13 protein-coding genes are annotated in these 15,435 nt (G+C 65.0%); 4 read left to right on the top strand and 9 right to left on the bottom strand.

What is annotated here, in order from left to right; all coding sequences use genetic code 11:
• Positions 1-41: 41 nt before the first annotated feature.
• Positions 42-755 (bottom strand): methyltransferase domain-containing protein, encoded by a 714-nt coding sequence (locus tag C3Y92_RS03080; protein WP_129349390.1) that lies wholly within the window; start codon positions 753-755, stop codon positions 42-44.
• Positions 756-957: 202 nt separating this feature from the next.
• Between C3Y92_RS03080 and C3Y92_RS03075 the strand changes: the two genes are divergently transcribed.
• Together C3Y92_RS03075 and C3Y92_RS03070 are read left to right on the top strand one after the other, a co-directional pair.
• Positions 958-2,388 carry an MBOAT family O-acyltransferase gene (locus C3Y92_RS03075; protein WP_235669590.1) on the top strand — a complete coding sequence of 477 codons (1,431 nt, stop codon included), beginning with the start codon at positions 958-960 and terminating at the stop codon, positions 2,386-2,388.
• A 203-nt stretch (positions 2,389-2,591) separates the two neighbouring features.
• Entirely contained in the window at positions 2,592-3,776 is a 1,185-nt protein-coding gene (locus tag C3Y92_RS03070) for an alginate O-acetyltransferase AlgX-related protein (protein ID WP_129349386.1), read from the top strand.
• 10 nt (positions 3,777-3,786) lie between these two features.
• On the opposite strand, the gene corA is transcribed toward C3Y92_RS03070, so the two are convergent.
• The 4 genes from corA to C3Y92_RS03050 all read right to left on the bottom strand — a co-directional run bounded on the left by corA (position 3,787) and on the right by C3Y92_RS03050 (position 7,472).
• Positions 3,787-4,887 carry a magnesium/cobalt transporter CorA gene (corA, locus tag C3Y92_RS03065; RefSeq protein ID WP_129349384.1) on the bottom strand — a complete coding sequence of 367 codons (1,101 nt, stop codon included), beginning with the start codon at positions 4,885-4,887 and terminating at the stop codon, positions 3,787-3,789.
• Between the two features lie 24 nt (positions 4,888-4,911).
• Entirely contained in the window at positions 4,912-5,601 is a 690-nt protein-coding gene (cmk, locus tag C3Y92_RS03060) for a (d)CMP kinase (RefSeq protein WP_129349382.1), read from the bottom strand.
• 68 nt (positions 5,602-5,669) lie between these two features.
• Complete coding sequence (gene hisC, locus C3Y92_RS03055; RefSeq protein ID WP_129349380.1) at positions 5,670-6,779, bottom strand: histidinol-phosphate transaminase; 1,110 nt, start codon at positions 6,777-6,779, stop codon at positions 5,670-5,672.
• Positions 6,780-7,022: 243 nt separating this feature from the next.
• Positions 7,023-7,472, bottom strand: coding sequence for a universal stress protein (locus tag C3Y92_RS03050; protein WP_015862556.1), 450 nt, complete (start codon positions 7,470-7,472; stop codon positions 7,023-7,025).
• Positions 7,473-7,753: 281 nt separating this feature from the next.
• Between C3Y92_RS03050 and C3Y92_RS03045 the strand changes: the two genes are divergently transcribed.
• Positions 7,754-8,245 carry a hypothetical protein gene (locus C3Y92_RS03045; protein ID WP_129349378.1) on the top strand — a complete coding sequence of 164 codons (492 nt, stop codon included), beginning with the start codon at positions 7,754-7,756 and terminating at the stop codon, positions 8,243-8,245.
• 298 nt (positions 8,246-8,543) lie between these two features.
• On the opposite strand, the gene thpR is transcribed toward C3Y92_RS03045, so the two are convergent.
• Together thpR and C3Y92_RS03035 are read right to left on the bottom strand one after the other, a co-directional pair.
• The gene (thpR, locus tag C3Y92_RS03040; protein WP_129349376.1) at positions 8,544-9,104 is read right to left on the bottom strand and encodes an RNA 2',3'-cyclic phosphodiesterase; all 561 of its coding nucleotides are present in this window, start codon (positions 9,102-9,104) and stop codon (positions 8,544-8,546) included.
• A 191-nt stretch (positions 9,105-9,295) separates the two neighbouring features.
• Complete coding sequence (locus tag C3Y92_RS03035) at positions 9,296-11,410, bottom strand: methyl-accepting chemotaxis protein (protein WP_129349374.1); 2,115 nt, start codon at positions 11,408-11,410, stop codon at positions 9,296-9,298.
• 655 nt (positions 11,411-12,065) lie between these two features.
• Here C3Y92_RS03035 and C3Y92_RS03030 point away from each other — a divergent pair.
• Positions 12,066-14,117 carry a cache domain-containing protein gene (locus tag C3Y92_RS03030; protein WP_129349372.1) on the top strand — a complete coding sequence of 684 codons (2,052 nt, stop codon included), beginning with the start codon at positions 12,066-12,068 and terminating at the stop codon, positions 14,115-14,117.
• 156 nt (positions 14,118-14,273) lie between these two features.
• Here the strand turns inward: C3Y92_RS03030 and C3Y92_RS03025 are convergent, their stop codons facing one another.
• On the bottom strand, positions 14,274-14,744 hold the full coding sequence (locus C3Y92_RS03025; RefSeq protein WP_129349370.1) for a metallophosphoesterase family protein: 471 nt from the start codon (positions 14,742-14,744) through the stop codon (positions 14,274-14,276).
• Positions 14,745-14,746: 2 nt separating this feature from the next.
• Complete coding sequence (locus tag C3Y92_RS03020) at positions 14,747-15,382, bottom strand: HD domain-containing protein (RefSeq protein ID WP_129349368.1); 636 nt, start codon at positions 15,380-15,382, stop codon at positions 14,747-14,749.
• Positions 15,383-15,435 lie beyond the last annotated feature (53 nt).

Here is a 15,435-nt window from a genome sequence, read left to right as displayed (position 1 = left end):
GGCAGCGCCCGCGCGGGTGCAGGGCAGCGCCCTGCCGGGGATCAGTCGGGAATTTTGGTGAACAGCAAAGCGGCCTTGAAGCGGCGCTGGGTGGGCGAGACGGCGAAGGAGCCGTTTGGCAGGCAGGCGAGGGACCACCGGGGCCCGAGTTCGTGGGCCACGAATTCGGCCAGATAGAAGGCGTCGTCATGGACGAAGCCGGGGTAGAGGCTTTCGAGGGTTTCCCGGGAAACGGGGAGATCGTCCAGGGCGTAGACCGGGCGCAGGGTGAAAAAGATCTCGCGGCTGGCCCAGTTCCTGGCGGCGGCGACCACGGCCTTGACCCGGCCTTTGGCGATGATCTGGCGGCCGATGAAGTCGATGAGCATGGCCAGATCGCAGGGGGTCTCGGGGACGACGCGCAGGAAATCGCAGGCCGTAAACGCGACGTCCGGGGCGTCGTGGAGCCTGGCGATGGCGCTGGCCACCCGGATGACGTCGGGGTCGATGTCCAGGCCCAAGGTTTTGCGTGCGCCCCGGCGTTTGGCCAGGAAGGCGAAGTAGCCGAGATTGCAGCCGAGGTCGGCCACGGTTTTGCCGTTCAGGTCGAGGTTGCCGATGTAGGCGTCGAGTTCGGGAATTTCGCGGCCGTCGCCGGCGGCGGCGATGCGTGTTCCATCGGGTCCCAGCACGGGCCGCCAGATGCTGGCGGGCTCGAGTTCGGCAAGCAGGCGGCGGATGTCGTCGATGGTCGGCTGGCGATTTTGGGAGGACATGGCGCTTGGTAGCTGGAAAATGCCGGTCTGCCAAGGCCGGGAGTTGTCAAAGCGCAAGTCCTTGAGTAAGACCGATCACCCGCGAGAGACGCCGGGCAAGGCCTCCCGACAAAAGGCCTCCAGGTCGGCGCGCGCCCAGGCGCGGCGTCGGGCAACCCCTACCCCCCCACCCAAACGTATGGTATTTAGCTCCGCATCCTTTTTGTTCTATTTCCTGCCCATCGTCTTGGCCCTGTATTTTGCCAGCGTACGGTGGCCGCATCTGCGCAACTGGGTGCTTTTGGCAGCCAGCCTGTTTTTCTACACCTGGGGCGAGGGCGAATACGTCGTCGTCATGCTGCTGTCCATCGTGGCCAACTACCTGTTTGGCATCTGGATCTACAAGGCCCACGAGCGCAGCAACGCCAAGGTGGAGATGGGCGTGGCCATCGCGTTCAATCTGCTGTTGCTCATCATTTTCAAATATACGAATTTCCTCGTCGCCAACATGAATCTGGTGCTTGGCGGCATCGGGCTGCCGACCATGACGGTGGGGCAGGTGCATCTGCCCATCGGCATCTCCTTTTTCACCTTCCACTGCATTTCCTACCTCATGGACATCTACCGCCGGCAGACGCCGCCCCAGATGTCGCTGCCGTGCACGGCCCTGTACATCTCGCTTTTCCCGCAGCTCGTGGCCGGCCCCATCATCCGCTACAAGGACATCGCGGCCCAGCTGCTGCACCGCACCGTGGGCATCGAACGCTTCTCCAAGGGCATCAACCGCTTCATTATCGGCCTTGGCAAGAAAGTGCTCATCGCCAATGTGGTGGCCCTGCCGGCGGACAAGATTTTCGCCATCCCGGCCGAGCATCTGACCACACCCGTGGCCTGGCTTGGCATCGTGTGCTACACCTTGCAGATCTATTTCGACTTTTCGGGATATTCGGACATGGCCATCGGCCTTGGCCACATGTTCGGCTTCAAATTCATGGAGAACTTCAACTACCCCTACATCTCCAAGTCGATCCAGGAATTCTGGCGTCGCTGGCATATCTCGCTGTCCACCTGGTTTCGCGACTACCTGTACATTCCGCTGGGCGGCAACCGGGACGGCCAGGCCAAGATGTACCGCAATCTGGTGGCCATCTTCTTTCTGTGCGGCCTGTGGCACGGGGCCAGCTGGAATTTCGTCATCTGGGGCCTTTTTCACGGCTTTTTCTCGGTGCTGGAGCGCTTCCCCCTGGGCAAGCGCCTGACCCAGGGCAACGCGGTCATCGCCCATGCCTACACCATGGTTGTGGTCATGGTGGCCTGGGTGTTCTTCCGGGCCGAAACCCTGCCTCAGGCCCTGTCTTTCATCCAGGCCATGGCTGGTTTTGCCCAAGGATCGGGCGTCGTGTGGCACCTGGGGCTGTTCCTCAACCCCAAGGTGGTCATCGTGTTGTGTCTGGCCGTGATCGGCGTCACGCCCATCGTGCCCTGGGTGTTGCGGTGGCGGGAGGAGCGCCTGGCGGCGCGGCCGGCCGGAGCGGCGGTCAACCTGGGCCTGGAGGCCCTGGCCAGCCTGATCGTGTTGCCGGCGGTGTTTGTGCTGTGCGCCATGTCCCTGGCCAGCGGCACCCACAACCCGTTCATCTACTTCCAGTTCTAACAGCGCCTTCCGAAAGCCATGATGTTTTTGCGCGCAACAACCCCCTGGGACCATCTTTGTCCGCAAGAGACAAGATGGTCCCTGGCCAATGCCGCACGAGATCGGGACAACGTGAACTTACAGCTTTCATTGAGGAACCGCGGCCTACTGGGCGTACGCCGGGAGTTTTTGGCCATGCCTGGACCAGAGGATGCAACAACGGCATGACAACGGCCCAGATTTCAAGCCGCTGGCGCAAGGCCACGGCCACGGCGACGGCGCTCATTTTTCTTGTGTTCATTACCCTGCCGGCCCTGGACGGCGTTTTTCATATCGCCCCGCCGGTGGATCTCATGGAAAACGACCCGACCCCGCTGCCGGAAATTTCCTTCTCCGAGCTCTTTAAGGCCTTCAACGTGCTGCAGCGGGGATTTCTGGACAAGACCTACGGGTTTCGCAAGAACCTCGTGCGCCTGCAAAATCTCCTCGATCTGGACATCCTGCAAGCGAGTTCCCATTACCACACCGTGATCCGGGGCAAGGACAACTGGCTTTTCCTGGCCCAGGAGAATCCCGAACTCAACGTGGTGGAAGACTACCGGGCCAGCCGGCTGTACAGCCCGGGCGACCTGGCCCGCTGGGTGGACGTCTACCGCGGGCGCCAGGACTGGCTGGCCGCCCGGGGCATCCACTATCTGCTGGTGGTGGCGCCCAACAAGCACACGGTCTATCCCGAGCATCTGCCGGCCCAGTTTAATAAGACAAGCCCCCGGGATCGCACCGACCAGCTCGTGGACGCCCTGGCGTCGGCCGGCGTCAATATCCTGGATCTGCGACCGGCCATGCGCACGGTCAAGGAAAAGGCCCTGGCCTACTACCGCACCGACACCCACTGGACGACCTACGGCGCGTTCGCCGGCTATATCGAGATCATGCTGCGTCTGGCCCGGTGGCGGCCGGAATTCGCGCCCACCATCCGGGGCGATTACGAGATCAACATCACCCCGGGCCTGACCGGCGGTCTGGCCAGCATGCTGGCCTTAAGCGACCGTTTCCCAGAGGAGCGGGTGACCTTTGTATCCAAAACCCCGCGCAAAGCCGTGGAAGTGCCCAATCCCCAGGTTCCCAAGGCGCTTTTCCAGCCCACGGTGACCATGAGCACCGGCGACCCCTCGCTGCCTTCGGCCGTGGTCTTTCGCGACTCGTTCGCCCACGAGCTCATGCCTTTTCTGTCCGAGCACTTCCGCCAGGCGGTCTACGTCTGGCCCTACCCTTCCACGCCGCGCGAGATGCGGGTCTTTGACAAGGCCGTGGTTGAGGCCGAAAAGCCCGACCTCGTCATCGACGAATTCGTGGAGCGCTACTTCACGGAGTTTCCGCCCTCGCCGAAGCTGCCGCCGGCCGAATAAGGGGACGGCCCTAACGGCCCTCCCCCGACGAGGCCCCGGCCAGCCAGTGCTTGCGGTAGAAATAGGCCGTCATGCCGAGCACGGTCAGGCCCATCAGCCCCATCAGGGCGTAAACGCCCCATTCCTCGGCCTTAAACGGCAGGTTGTCGAAGTTCATGCCGTAAAAGCCGACCAGGAAGTTAAGCGGCAAAAAGATCGTGGCCACCAGGGTCAGATACTGGCCCACGGCGTTCATGCGCAGCTCGGCCTTGGTCATGGACAGCCCCACCATCTCCGAGAGCATCTCGCGCAAGGTCTCCACGGCGTCGAGGACCTGGTAGACGTCCTGCTGGATGTCGTTCCACAGGACCGCCGAAGCCGGATCGGAAGCGATGGCCTCGTCCTTGACGAAGCGGCCAAGGACTTCACGCAAGGGCCACAAGGACCGGTGCAGGAACAGCACCTCGCGCTTCTGGTGATAGATGCGGGCCAGGACGTTGTCGCCCGAGCCGGACAACAGTTCCTGCTCGAACCCCTCGATCTCTTCGGCCAGCTGCCCAAGCGTCAGGATGTATTCGTCGAGGATGGCCGAAACCAGGGCATGGGTCAGATGGGGCTGGCCCCGTTTGGCCAGTTTGCCGCCGCCTTTTTCCAGGCGCAAGGCCACGTCGTCCCAAAGATTGGTCTCGCGTTCCTGAAAGGTGAGGACAAAGCCCTCGCCGGCGGCCAGACTCACCTGCTCGGCCAGGACCCGATGCTCGGCCTTGTCGTAGGCCAAAAGGCGCAGCAGGATGAAGATGTGCTCGTCATAGTCCTCGATGACCGGCCGGCGTCCGGTGTCCAGGATGTCCTCGACCAGCAGGGCGTGGAGGCAAAAGCGCCGGGCCACGGCCCGCACCAGGTCGGGGTCGTGGACGCCGACGACCCGCACCCAGGAGACGCAGCCCTCGGGCAGGACCGGTTCGCCTTCGCCCTCGTCCAGGCCGTCGTAGCGGCGGATGGTCACCCCGTCGCCGCCCAGGGCGTAGACCATGACGTAGGGCGTAAAGGCCGGCTGTTCCGGAAACGGGGATTTGGCCTCGGGCGCGAACCCCTTGCCCTGGCGCAGGCGTTTCTTGAACCGGTCGAGCATGGCTTCTCCTTGGGGGACGGCGGGTTACGGCGCGACGGCCCGGGCGGCGGCGGTCACGGCGGCCAGAACCTCGTCTTCCGTCAGGCCGGAGGTGTCGATGACCACGGCGTCGGCGGCGGCGGCCAGGGGCGACTCGGCCCGGGTGCGGTCCTGATGGTCGCGGGCTTCGATGGCGGCCAGGATTTCCCCATAGTCGGCCGGAGCGCCCAGGGCTTCGAGCTGGCGCACCCGGCGGGCGGCCCGGACCTCGGCGGCGGCGTCCAGGAAAATCTTGCAGGCCGCCTGGGGAAACACGGCCGTGCCCATGTCCCGGCCTTCGGCCAAAAGGTCGGCGCGGCGGCCCAGGGACTGTTGCACGGCCCGCAGGCCGGCGCGCACCACGGGCAGGGCGGCCAGCTTGGAGGCCATGGCCCCCACGGTCTCGGTGCGGGCGGCCTCGGGCAGGGGCGCGCCATCGATAAGCAGTTGCGTGTCGGCTCCGCAGCCGGCCAGGTCAAAGGCCATGGCCCCAAGGGCCCCTTCGATGGCGCGCTCCGGCAGTTCGTGGCCGCCCGGCCCCAGGCGCAGGGCCAGGGCCCGGAACATGGCCCCGGTGTCGAGATAGGGCAGGCCCAGGGCTCCGGCCGCCCGGCGCGACACGCTGGTCTTGCCGGCCCCGGCCGGGCCGTCGATGGTGATGATGCGCCGCGCGGCGGCGTGGTCGGCTGTGTTCATGGAGGTCCGTGGAGAACCGATGTCGCCATCGGTTGCTTGGCAAATCAGGTCTGGGGATGCAACGCCTTCTAGAAGCCGCTGCCGACAATGTCTTTCATGGCCGCCAGGAAGGCCTCGTTTTCCTCGTCGTTGCCGATGCTGACGCGCAGCATGTGGGGCAGGCCGTAGCTTCTCAGCGCCCGGGCGATGATGCCGCGTTTGAGCAGCCCCTCGAAGACGTCGGCGGCCGGCAGCGGCGGCGTGAACATGAGGAAATTGGCCTGGGATGGGAACACCTTGCAGCCCAGGGCGGCCAGCTTTTCGGCCAAAAGCGCCCGGCCCCGGCCCACGGCCTCCAGGCTCGCGGCCACGAAATCCACGTCTTCCAGGGCGGCCAGGCCGGCGGCCTCGGCCAGGAGGTTGACGCTAAAGGGCAGACGCACCCGCAGCAGATAGTTGGCGATGTCCGGCGGCAGCACGCCAAAGCCCAGGCGCAGGCCGGCCAGGCCGTAGAGCTTGGAAAAGGTGCGCAGCACCACCACGTTGTCGGTCTCGTTAAACCGGGCCATGGTGGAATAGACGGCCTCGGGCTCGGCGAATTCGGCGTAGGCCTCGTCCACCACGAGAAGCGCCCGTTTGGGGATGGCCCGGGATAGGGCCAGGACGTCGTCGGCCGGCACGGCGTAGCCCGAGGGGTTGTCGGGGTTGGTCAAAAACACCAGGGCGGTGTCGTCGTCGCAGGCTGCGGCCAGGGCGTCCAGGTCAAAGGCGAAATCGTCGCCGAGCCTAGCCTGGCGCAGGGTCACGCCGCAAAGCCGCGTCTGCTGGACGTAGATGGAAAAGCACGGATCAAACGCCACCACGTTGTCCCGGCCCGGGCGGCAGGTGACGCGCACGAGCAGGTCGATGATCTCATCCGACCCGTTGCCGGCCACGACGCACTGGCGCGGCACGCCGTGGCGGGCGGCCAGGGCGGCGGTCAAGGCCGGATTGCCGGCCCGGGGGTAGCGAAAGACGGTGTCGGCCTTGCGGGCCAGCACCCGCTTGACCAGGGGCGAAGCGCCCAGCGGGTTTTCGTTGCTGGCCAGCTTGATGACCCGGGACAGGCCGTATTTTTCCTTGATCTCTTCCATGGAAAGGCCGGGGGCGTAGGGCGTGAAACCGCGCACTTCTTCCCGGACCCGGTCGCTGGGCTGCATGGGGCTGCTCCAAAAAATGTCTGCCCGGCGGCGGGCAGGCGGCAAGGTGACGGGGACGGCCGCGACGCGGCCGTCCCCGAAGGGGGCTCCCGATTGCACTGCCGACGTGCCGCCGGAAGGCATGCTCTCACGACAATATCTCACCTATCTGGGGGGTCCGGGGGCCTCAGGCCCCCGGCCGCCGGCATCTTTTCTCTTCTCTCATCCCCCCCCAGCAAGCACCATGGCCCCAACCGTAGAGCCTTAGGCTTCCTCGCGGGGCTTGACGGTCAGCACCGGGCAGCGGGCCGACTTGACCACCTTCTCGGCCACGGAGCCGAAGATGATGCGGTCGATGCCGGTGCGGCCGTGGGTGCCCATGACGATGAGATCGGCCTGCTGCTCCTCGGCGGCGGCCAGGATTTCCTCGGCCGGATAACCGGCCAGGACCAGGCCCTTGGCCGGCAGGCCGGCGAAATGCTCGGCCACGAAGGCGTCCATGGTCTGCCCGGCCGAGGAGACGACGTCGCCGACGAAGCTGTCCAGGGCCGCCTGGGGCACGTTGAAGCCGACGTATTCGGCCAGGGACGGGGCAATGTAGACGCACACGAGCCTTGCACCGGTGGCCTTGGCCAGGGTGGCGGCATATTCAGCCACCCTGGGGGAGCCTTCAGAGAAATCCACGGCGCACACGATAGTGTTGACGCTGGCCATAGGGCGCTCCTTTTTTCCGGGCGTGGGCCATTCCCGCGCTCAAGTTCAGGCCGGATCGGCCGAAAAGACCGGCACGATCCGTCTTGCGCCAGGATGCCAAAGTGGCCGCCAATAGACAAGGCGTTTGCGGTGTCTTATGAAATGGGGGCGGGCGGAGCGAAGAGGCAAAAAATGCCGCCCGTAAAATTTACTTTGACTGAAAATCCGATGCGTTAGCCAAAAAGACCTGTCTGGCAAGTTTTTTGCTTGTAACTGGCAAACGTCAACGGGGGGGAAGGCCGATGAAGATCCAGACCGACCAACTGACCGCCCTGCGGCAGACCACGGAACAGTCCACGGGGACCCGGGAGAGTTCGGACGCCTTCGCCGCCATCCTGGCCAAGGAAACCGGCTCGGCCGGCGGGACGCAGTCCACGGGACTGGCTGCGCCGCCGCTGTCGAGCCTGGCCGGAATCGACCTCGCCAGCCTTCAGGGCGTCGAAGAAACCGACGCCGTGGCGGACATCACCGAACAAGAGCGCGCGGTTATGAACAACATGGACACCTTGCTGGCCAAGTGGGAGGATTACGCCGACACGCTGGCCGCCCACAGCGGCGGCGATTCCCTCAAGCAGGCGTACGGCGTCCTGGAAAACATCGAAAACGGCGTCCGGCGGCTCAAGGAAGATCTGCCCGACGGCCTAAGCCCCGGCCTCGGTTCCCTGGTCAACGAAATGGAAGTCATGACCGTTACCGAGAAGTTCAAATTCAATCGGGGCGACTACCTCGTGTAGCCGTTCCGGTCCGGACGCGCCCGGCGTCCGAAGGACTGTTCCGAAACCGCCCGCGGCGTCCCGCGCGGGCGGTTTTTTTGTGCGGTCTGCTGCCCCAGGTGAGGGACCGTCTGATTCCTGGTCAGAGCGAAAGACAACAAGCGAGGACAAAGATCACGACGAGGGCGGCTTATGCCTATTATCAAACATAACGACAGTTATGTTTGTTAAATAGACAATCATGGCGACACGCCTTTTGCCATGTCGTTTCGCTTGAGCAACAGCATTGGAAGAGAGGCCGGCCGTCGGACAGAACTGCTCAGGATTGGCCGGGAAAGCGGGCCAACGCGACATAGCGCGGCCCCTGGGGACCAAGGGTCGATTCGTAGAGCGTCAACGCCTCCACCATCGCCGGCGGCCAGACGGTTTCGCCCAGCACGGCCAGCATGCCCCGGACATCGCCCCCGCGCGAAGGGTCGCGCAGCCGCCCCAGGGTCAGATGGGCGGCAAAAGGCCGGGCCTCGGCGGCAAAGCCGATCCGGGCCAGGGTCGCGTCCACGGCGGCGGCCAGGGCCCGGCAAGGGCCGGCCCCTTCGGCCAGCCCGGCCCAGACCACCCGTGGCCGGGCCGGGGACGGGAAAAAACCGCCGCCAGCCACCACCAGGGGAAACGGCGCAAAGGCGACGCCGCCCAGGGCCAGGGTGATGTCCGGCAGCCGGGCGGCATCGGTCTCGCCCAGGAACTTGAGCGTCAGATGGGCATTGTCCGGCCGGGTCCAAGTGGCCGGCCCCAAGGCCAGCGGCCGCAGGCGGGCGACGAGTCCGGCAACAACGGCCTGATGGGCTTCAGGCAAACCGATGCCGACAAAAAGCCGGGCCATACGCCCTCCTCCCCGGCTGTCGCGGCCGTCCCCGCCAAGGCCGGCGGCCGAAGGCCACAAGCCCCCGGCCGCCGGCAGCGCGCCGTTTGTTCCCAGGCCGCGTCCACGAAAACGGGCACCCGTTTCGTGGACAACAGGCCCGACCTGCACGCTTTTTACAACAAGTTCCCGTATGGCGTCAGGAACGCCGTCTAGGCCGGCAGTTGCCGGGCCGCCGCACTTTGGGACTCCAGGGAATCGATGAGTTCCTTAAGCACCACGGCCTGTTCGGCCAGCTCGGCCACGGCCCGGGCCGCCTCGCGCATGGCCCCCACCGTTTCGGAAGCGATGCCGTTTATTTCCTCGATGTGCCGGTTGATCTCCTCGGTGGCCGAGGACTGCTCTTCGGCCGCCGTGGCGATGGCCCGCACCTGGTCCGAGGACTGGGCGAACTGGTCGAGCATGGCGGCCAGGGCCTTGGCCGCCTCGTCGGCCCGGCCAAGGGACTGCTCGGTGATCTGGCGCGCCTTGTCCATGCCCGAAAGCGTGCCGCCCACGCCCCGCTGGATGCCGGCCACGGCCTCGCCCACTTCCTTGGTGGCGGTCATGGTCTTTTCGGCCAGCTTTCGCACCTCGTCGGCCACCACGGCAAAGCCGCGTCCGGCGTCGCCGGCCCGGGCCGCCTCGATGGCGGCGTTAAGGGCCAGGAGGTTGGTCTGGTCGGCGATGTCCTCGATGGTCTGGGCGATGGAGCCGATGCCGTCGGCCTTGCGGCTCAAATCCGACACCGAATCGTAGACTTCCTGAAAGCCCGTGCTGATGCCGTGGACGTCGGCCTTGACCTGCTCCATCTTCCGGCCGCCATCCGAGGCCGCCGTCTTGGACTGTTCGGCCAGTCGGGCCGTGATTTCGGCGTTGCGGGCGATCTCCAGCACCGAAGCGGTCATTTCCTCCACGGCCGTGGCCGTTTCGTTGATGCGCCCGGACTGGTGCTCGGCCCCGGAGGTCGATTCGCCGATCTGGGCCGACAGCTCGGCCGAGGCGGCGGACACGATGCCGACCACGCCCTTGAGGCTCTCGGCGGCGTGCAGCATGCCTTCCACCCGGGCGGCTTCGGCCCGGGCCGTGGCGTCCTCGGCCCGCTTGGCGGCTTCCTCGGCTTGCCGGGCTTTTTGCTCGGCCTCGGCGGTCTTGGCCTGAATCTCGGCCATGTTGGCCGAGAGGGTGGCCGAGGTCTGGTTAAGGGCCTCGTAGACCTGGCCCACCTCGTCGCGCCGGGTCACCGTGAGCCGGGTCGCGTAATTGCCCTGGGCGATTTCCTTGAGATGGCCGATCATGCGCCCCAGCGCCCGGAAGATGGCGCTGTTGAGGAAAAAGAGCAGCAGGCCGCAGATGATCGCCAGGATCAGGACGAAACCCGCTGCCGACTTCCACATGAGGCTCTTCATGGGGCCGACGAGTTCCTCGTACTCCACGAAAGTCAAAAACTTCCAGCCAAGGCCCGGGGCCGTGGACGTCTGGACCAGAAAGCGCTTGCCGCCCATGTCGAGGAGCTGGTGGCCGTCGGGCGCGGCAAAGGCTTTTTCCATGGCCGGCACGCCGATCTCAGCGAGCTTCTTGAAATTGCGCTTATCGTCGCTGGGGTCGGAAATGACCACGCCGTCGCCCTGGACAAAGACCACGTAGCCGGTTTTGGCGATGCGGATGTCCTTGACGATCTTGGTCAGCACCCCAAGGGAGATGTCGACGCCCACGGCCCCGACGAGCTTGCCCTTGTCCGAAACCACCTTGGTGACGCTGACCACGGCCTCGCCGGTGGTGGACATGTAGGCCTTGGAAATAATGGTCCGATCCGGCGTCTGCATGGCCTCCTGATACCAGGGCCGCTTGCGCGGATCGTAGCCGGCCGGCATCTCGCCGGCCACGCTGGAAACGAAGCCGCCGTCGGCGGAACCGAAAAACACTTCCACATAGGCCGGATGGGTGGCCTGGACCCGGGCGAAAAGGGCCGTGATGTCCTGGCCCAGGCGGTCGTCGGGCCGGGGCACGGATTTGGTCTTGACCGTGGTGGCGGCGTAGGAGGTCAGCGTGGCGTCGGATTGCGGCAGCAAGGGGTCGCCGGCCAGGAACGTCACGTTTTGCTTGGACTGCTCCATGAAAATGCTCATGGCGTTTTCCAGCTGCCCGATCTCCTTGCGAATGGACGCGACGTGCAGGGCCACCGTGTCGTCATAGATCGTATTGAAAATGATTCCCAACACAATGGTTGTGGGGATGGAAATGACCAGAACCAGCTGCAACATAATCTTGAATTTTATGGACCGCATACTCCCACCCCTTGTTCCGACTCAGGTTCCGATCGATCGCCTTGACGCCTTTTCCGCTTCTCCGCTACTGCATTACCGACAATACGTCGCCTACCGAGGGCGCAGACATTCAACAAGGCTTATATCAACATATACCTTGTGACGATTCCGTTGCAATTCAAAAATCGGCGCTCACAACATCCGTGCGCCAGACGGAAAATAAACGCCGCAACGCCTCCGCATCCTCCGTCCGACGGCGAGGACGCAGTGCGTTTTGTTGTGCAAGCATAACTGCTGCAACCGCAACAGATCACTTTAGGGCAGCCGCCAAGGGCTTCCACCGCAGACGTTGACTTTCTTGTCGAGAGGTGGTTTTTAGGCCCCGTCGAGGGTAAAAAAGCCATTTTTTCGGTTGCGGGAGCGGCAAACGAGGCTTTTTTAACACCCCGACCCCTTCCTCTGCGTATTGCGTACCTCAAATTCGGACGGTTCTCAACGCAGCTTTCCATGGCGCGTCGGCCGTCGCAAATACGGTTTTTTCACAAAACCGGAATTCACTTGTCAGGCTCGTTCCTGCCCGGACATGGTTGTATCGTGCCGGGCCGGACAGCCTCCGTCGCCCGCCCGAAGACGTTTGGGCCGGCGGGTGACGGTCACCGCGCCCAGGGAGGTTGTCATGGACAGGGAACTCGTTACGCGCCACGAACAGACCCTGCTTCGGGCCATGGCCTCGGTCGGCGACTGCCAAAACGTGCTGGGACGCCTCGACCGCCAGTGGACCCGGGCCACCTTGACCGGCAAGATCAATTGCAGCCGCATCGCCCAGACCCTTATCGACTTCATCATCACCACCCAGGACAATTTTGCCGCCTTGCAAAAAAATCTGGTGGACACCTTGGTGCTGGAAAACACCCAAAAGGTGGTCCTGGAAATCGCGGCCGTGGCCCAGGTGGCCATCGACATCCTCAAGCGAAACCTCTTTGAGCGCACCGCCGACGTCGGGTTTCTGGCCACCGACGACGACCTCGTGCGTTTCCTTCTGGCCGGCGACTTCTCCCGCGACGCCGTCGCAATCATCGAGGAGCGCCTGCTCGAATACCGCAACAAATACACCGTCTACTGGGAGATCGTGGTCATGGACGCGGACGGCGTCGTGCGCGCCCACCTCGATCGGGACAATCCCCTGACCCGCAGCGCCGACCCCTTGTTGGCCGAGGCCATGGGCTGCCGGGAGTACGTGGAAACCTACCGGGAAACCGACCTGGCCCCGGGGCGCGGCGAGGTGCTGGCCTATTCCCAGGCCATCCGCCAGCCCGACACCGGCGCGCCCTTGGGCGTGCTCACGCTTCTTTTCGACTTCGCCGGCGAGATGGCCGGCATCTTCGAGAGCTTGAAGCGCTCCTCCGACGACATGATCATCGAAATCCTGGGCGGCGACGGCCGGTCCATCGCCACCAGCGACCCGGTTCGCGCCCCGGCCGGCCGGGCCTATCCCCTGGCCCTTGGCGACGATTTCCACATGACCCAGCTCGGCGGCGAACCCTATCTGGCCAAAACCCTGCCCACCAAGGGCTACCAGGGCTTTTTCGGCCTGCCCTGGTACGGCCACGTGCAAAAGCGGGTGGCCACGGCCTTTCGCAACGGCGTGAACGGCCACCGGTTCGACGAGGCGGCCATCCGCCAAAACGCCATCTTCTCCGGCCGGCTGGTGCAGGTGGAGGAGGCTTCGGAAAACGTCCTGTCCGACCTGGAACTGGTGGTGCAAAACGGCGAGATCATGGCCGCGAAAAAATCCGTCCAGGCCGATCCGTCCGAGCGCGTTGAGGCCCAAGCCCTGCCCCATGTCTTAAACGAGGTCAAAAAGATCGGCGACCAGGTGCAGCACGTCTTCCAGGAATCCACCGGCGGGCTGTTAAAGCTCGTCACGGCCTCGCGCCTGCACGACGTGCAGTTCCTGGCCGCCCTGGCCATCGACATCATGGACCGCAACCTCTACGAGCGGGCCAACGACTGCCGCTGGTGGGCGCTGACCTCGGATTTCCGCCGCTTCCTCGACAAGCCCCGCCTGGCCGAGGCCGACCGAGGGCGGATGCGCGAGATCCTGGCCTACATCAACAGCCTCTACACCGTGTACACCAACCTCTTCGTCTACGACCGCGAGGGCCGGATACTGGCCTGTTCCAACCCCGACGAGCACCGCCAGGAAGGCCGCGTCGTCTCGGCCCGCTACGTGGCCGAAACGCTCGCCATCGCCGATTCCCAGCTCTACCGCGTCTCGGATTTCGAGGCCACCGACCTCTACGAAGCCGACGGCCAGCCCCGCTCGACCTACATCTACAGCGCCCCCATCACCTCGCTGACCAGCCCCGGCGCGACCATCGGCGGCATCGGCATCGTCTTTGACAGCGAACCGCAGTTTCTGTCGATGTTAAACGACTGCCTGCCCCGTGACGGCTCGGGCAGCATTCTGCAAGGGTCGGAGGGGATGTTCGTGGAGCCCGGCGGGCGCATCGTGGCCTCGACCAACCCGGAGCACGCCCCGGGCGAGGTGGTCGATCTGGCCGGGGTGTTCTGCGATCTGGCCTGCGGCCAGCTGGCCTCCCATTTGGCGGCCGAGGGCGACCGGCTCTACGCCGTGGGCTGCGCCCATGCCTGCGGCTACCGCGAGTACAAACGCGGCGACGGCTACGTCAACGACCTGCTGGCCGTCATCAAAGTGCGGATATAATGCCTGCTACAAAACATAACGACAGTTATGCCTTGCAAATATACAATTGCATAACTATTTAGTTTGCTTGGAATAAACCGGCAAGTTCGGTCAAACAACGAAACGGCGGGGCGTCCGGCAACGGACGCCCCGCCGTTTGGCGTTGCGGCAGCGGGGCTACAACGACACGAATTCCACCCGAACCCCGCCATCGTCAAAATCCACCAAAGCCAGCGAGCCGCCAGGGGTCAGCGCGCCGGGATTTATCAGGCGCGTGTCGCCGTAGCGCGTATCCTCGGCGGCGTGGGAATGGCCGAAGAAGATGACGTCGAAGCGGCCGGCCAGGGCCTCGGCGATGCGGGCCGAGAGGCCCGGGCGCGGCCCCCAGCCGTGGACCGCCGCCACGCGCACGCCTTCCAGCGCCAGCTCGACCAGGGGCGGCGGGTCGCCGCCCAAGGCAAAGCCGTCGCAGTTGCCGGCAACCGAGATATGCCCCGGATGCTGGATGAGGTAGCTCCACAGGGATTGGCCGGTGTGGTCGCCGCAGTGAATCACGTAATCGGCCGGGGCGAGATACGCGGCATAGACGGCCTCGAAAAAGGCGTTTGGCCGCGACAGGTGGCTGTCGGAGATGACGGCGGCGCGCATGGTCAGTCCTTGGGGCCGTGGCCGTTCTTGCGGCTCCACCATTGCCGGTTGGGGCCGTTGAACCACCATTCGGCGTGATCGGTCTCGGCCAACGTCTTGGCCAGGGCGCGGCCGGCGTCGGTGCGCAGCCGGGCCATGGCTGCCTCAATCCAGGCGGCGGCATAGCGGTTGCCCAGGTCGAGTTCTTCCTTCAAATTGGCGATGAGGTCGATCTGGTCGGCGTCCTGGGCAAGTTGCGCTTCCAGGGTCTGGGCCGCTTCCAGCTCGTCATGCAGCGGCATGACCGTGGCGGTGAGTCCCGTGCCGGCCAGGGCGTCGGCCAGGGCGCGCCGGGAATCGCAGGCGTTATAGAGCTTGTTGACGTAATTGAAGTCGCCGGTGCGGGCCTCGTGCAGGTCATGGAACAGGCACATGGCCATGGTGCGGTAGGGGTCGGCCCCGGCCTGGCCGGCCAGCATGAAGCCGATCATGGCCGTGCGGCAGCTGTGCTCGGCCACGTTTTCCGAGCCGGTGCCGAGAAACTGGTAGCCGGTGCGCGGGGTCTTGCGCAGCATCCCGGCCTCGAAGACCAGGTCGGCCAGGCGCGTGGCCCGCTCCCGGTCGCTCATGTCCACTGTGGCGTGGTCGTCCGTCGTCATGGGCGCTTCTCGTGAAACGCCCGCCCCGCCTTGGCGCGGGGCGGGCGGCAAGG

It is taken from the genome of Solidesulfovibrio carbinolicus (genome assembly GCF_004135975.1).
Taxonomy (GTDB): Bacteria; Desulfobacterota; Desulfovibrionia; order Desulfovibrionales; family Desulfovibrionaceae; genus Solidesulfovibrio; species Solidesulfovibrio carbinolicus.
The sequence above is the reverse complement of the archived record's forward strand: the minus strand, read 5'-3'. Positions and strand labels throughout refer to the sequence as shown.

Excerpts from the sequence above, each read along its gene's own strand:
- C3Y92_RS03080 (WP_129349390.1), bottom strand. The coding sequence starts at position 755 with ATGTCCTCCCAAAATCGCCAGCCGACCATCGACGACATCCGCCGCCTG.
- C3Y92_RS03070 (WP_129349386.1), top strand. The coding sequence starts at position 2,592 with ATGACAACGGCCCAGATTTCAAGCCGCTGGCGCAAGGCCACGGCCACG.
- corA (WP_129349384.1), bottom strand. The coding sequence starts at position 4,887 with ATGCTCGACCGGTTCAAGAAACGCCTGCGCCAGGGCAAGGGGTTCGCG.
- cmk (WP_129349382.1), bottom strand. The coding sequence starts at position 5,601 with ATGAACACAGCCGACCACGCCGCCGCGCGGCGCATCATCACCATCGAC.
- hisC (WP_129349380.1), bottom strand. The coding sequence starts at position 6,779 with ATGCAGCCCAGCGACCGGGTCCGGGAAGAAGTGCGCGGTTTCACGCCC.
- C3Y92_RS03050 (WP_015862556.1), bottom strand. The coding sequence starts at position 7,472 with ATGGCCAGCGTCAACACTATCGTGTGCGCCGTGGATTTCTCTGAAGGC.
- C3Y92_RS03045 (WP_129349378.1), top strand. The coding sequence starts at position 7,754 with ATGAAGATCCAGACCGACCAACTGACCGCCCTGCGGCAGACCACGGAA.
- thpR (WP_129349376.1), bottom strand. The coding sequence starts at position 9,104 with ATGGCCCGGCTTTTTGTCGGCATCGGTTTGCCTGAAGCCCATCAGGCC.
- C3Y92_RS03035 (WP_129349374.1), bottom strand. The coding sequence starts at position 11,410 with ATGCGGTCCATAAAATTCAAGATTATGTTGCAGCTGGTTCTGGTCATT.
- C3Y92_RS03030 (WP_129349372.1), top strand. The coding sequence starts at position 12,066 with ATGGACAGGGAACTCGTTACGCGCCACGAACAGACCCTGCTTCGGGCC.
- C3Y92_RS03025 (WP_129349370.1), bottom strand. The coding sequence starts at position 14,744 with ATGCGCGCCGCCGTCATCTCCGACAGCCACCTGTCGCGGCCAAACGCC.
- C3Y92_RS03020 (WP_129349368.1), bottom strand. The coding sequence starts at position 15,382 with ATGACGACGGACGACCACGCCACAGTGGACATGAGCGACCGGGAGCGG.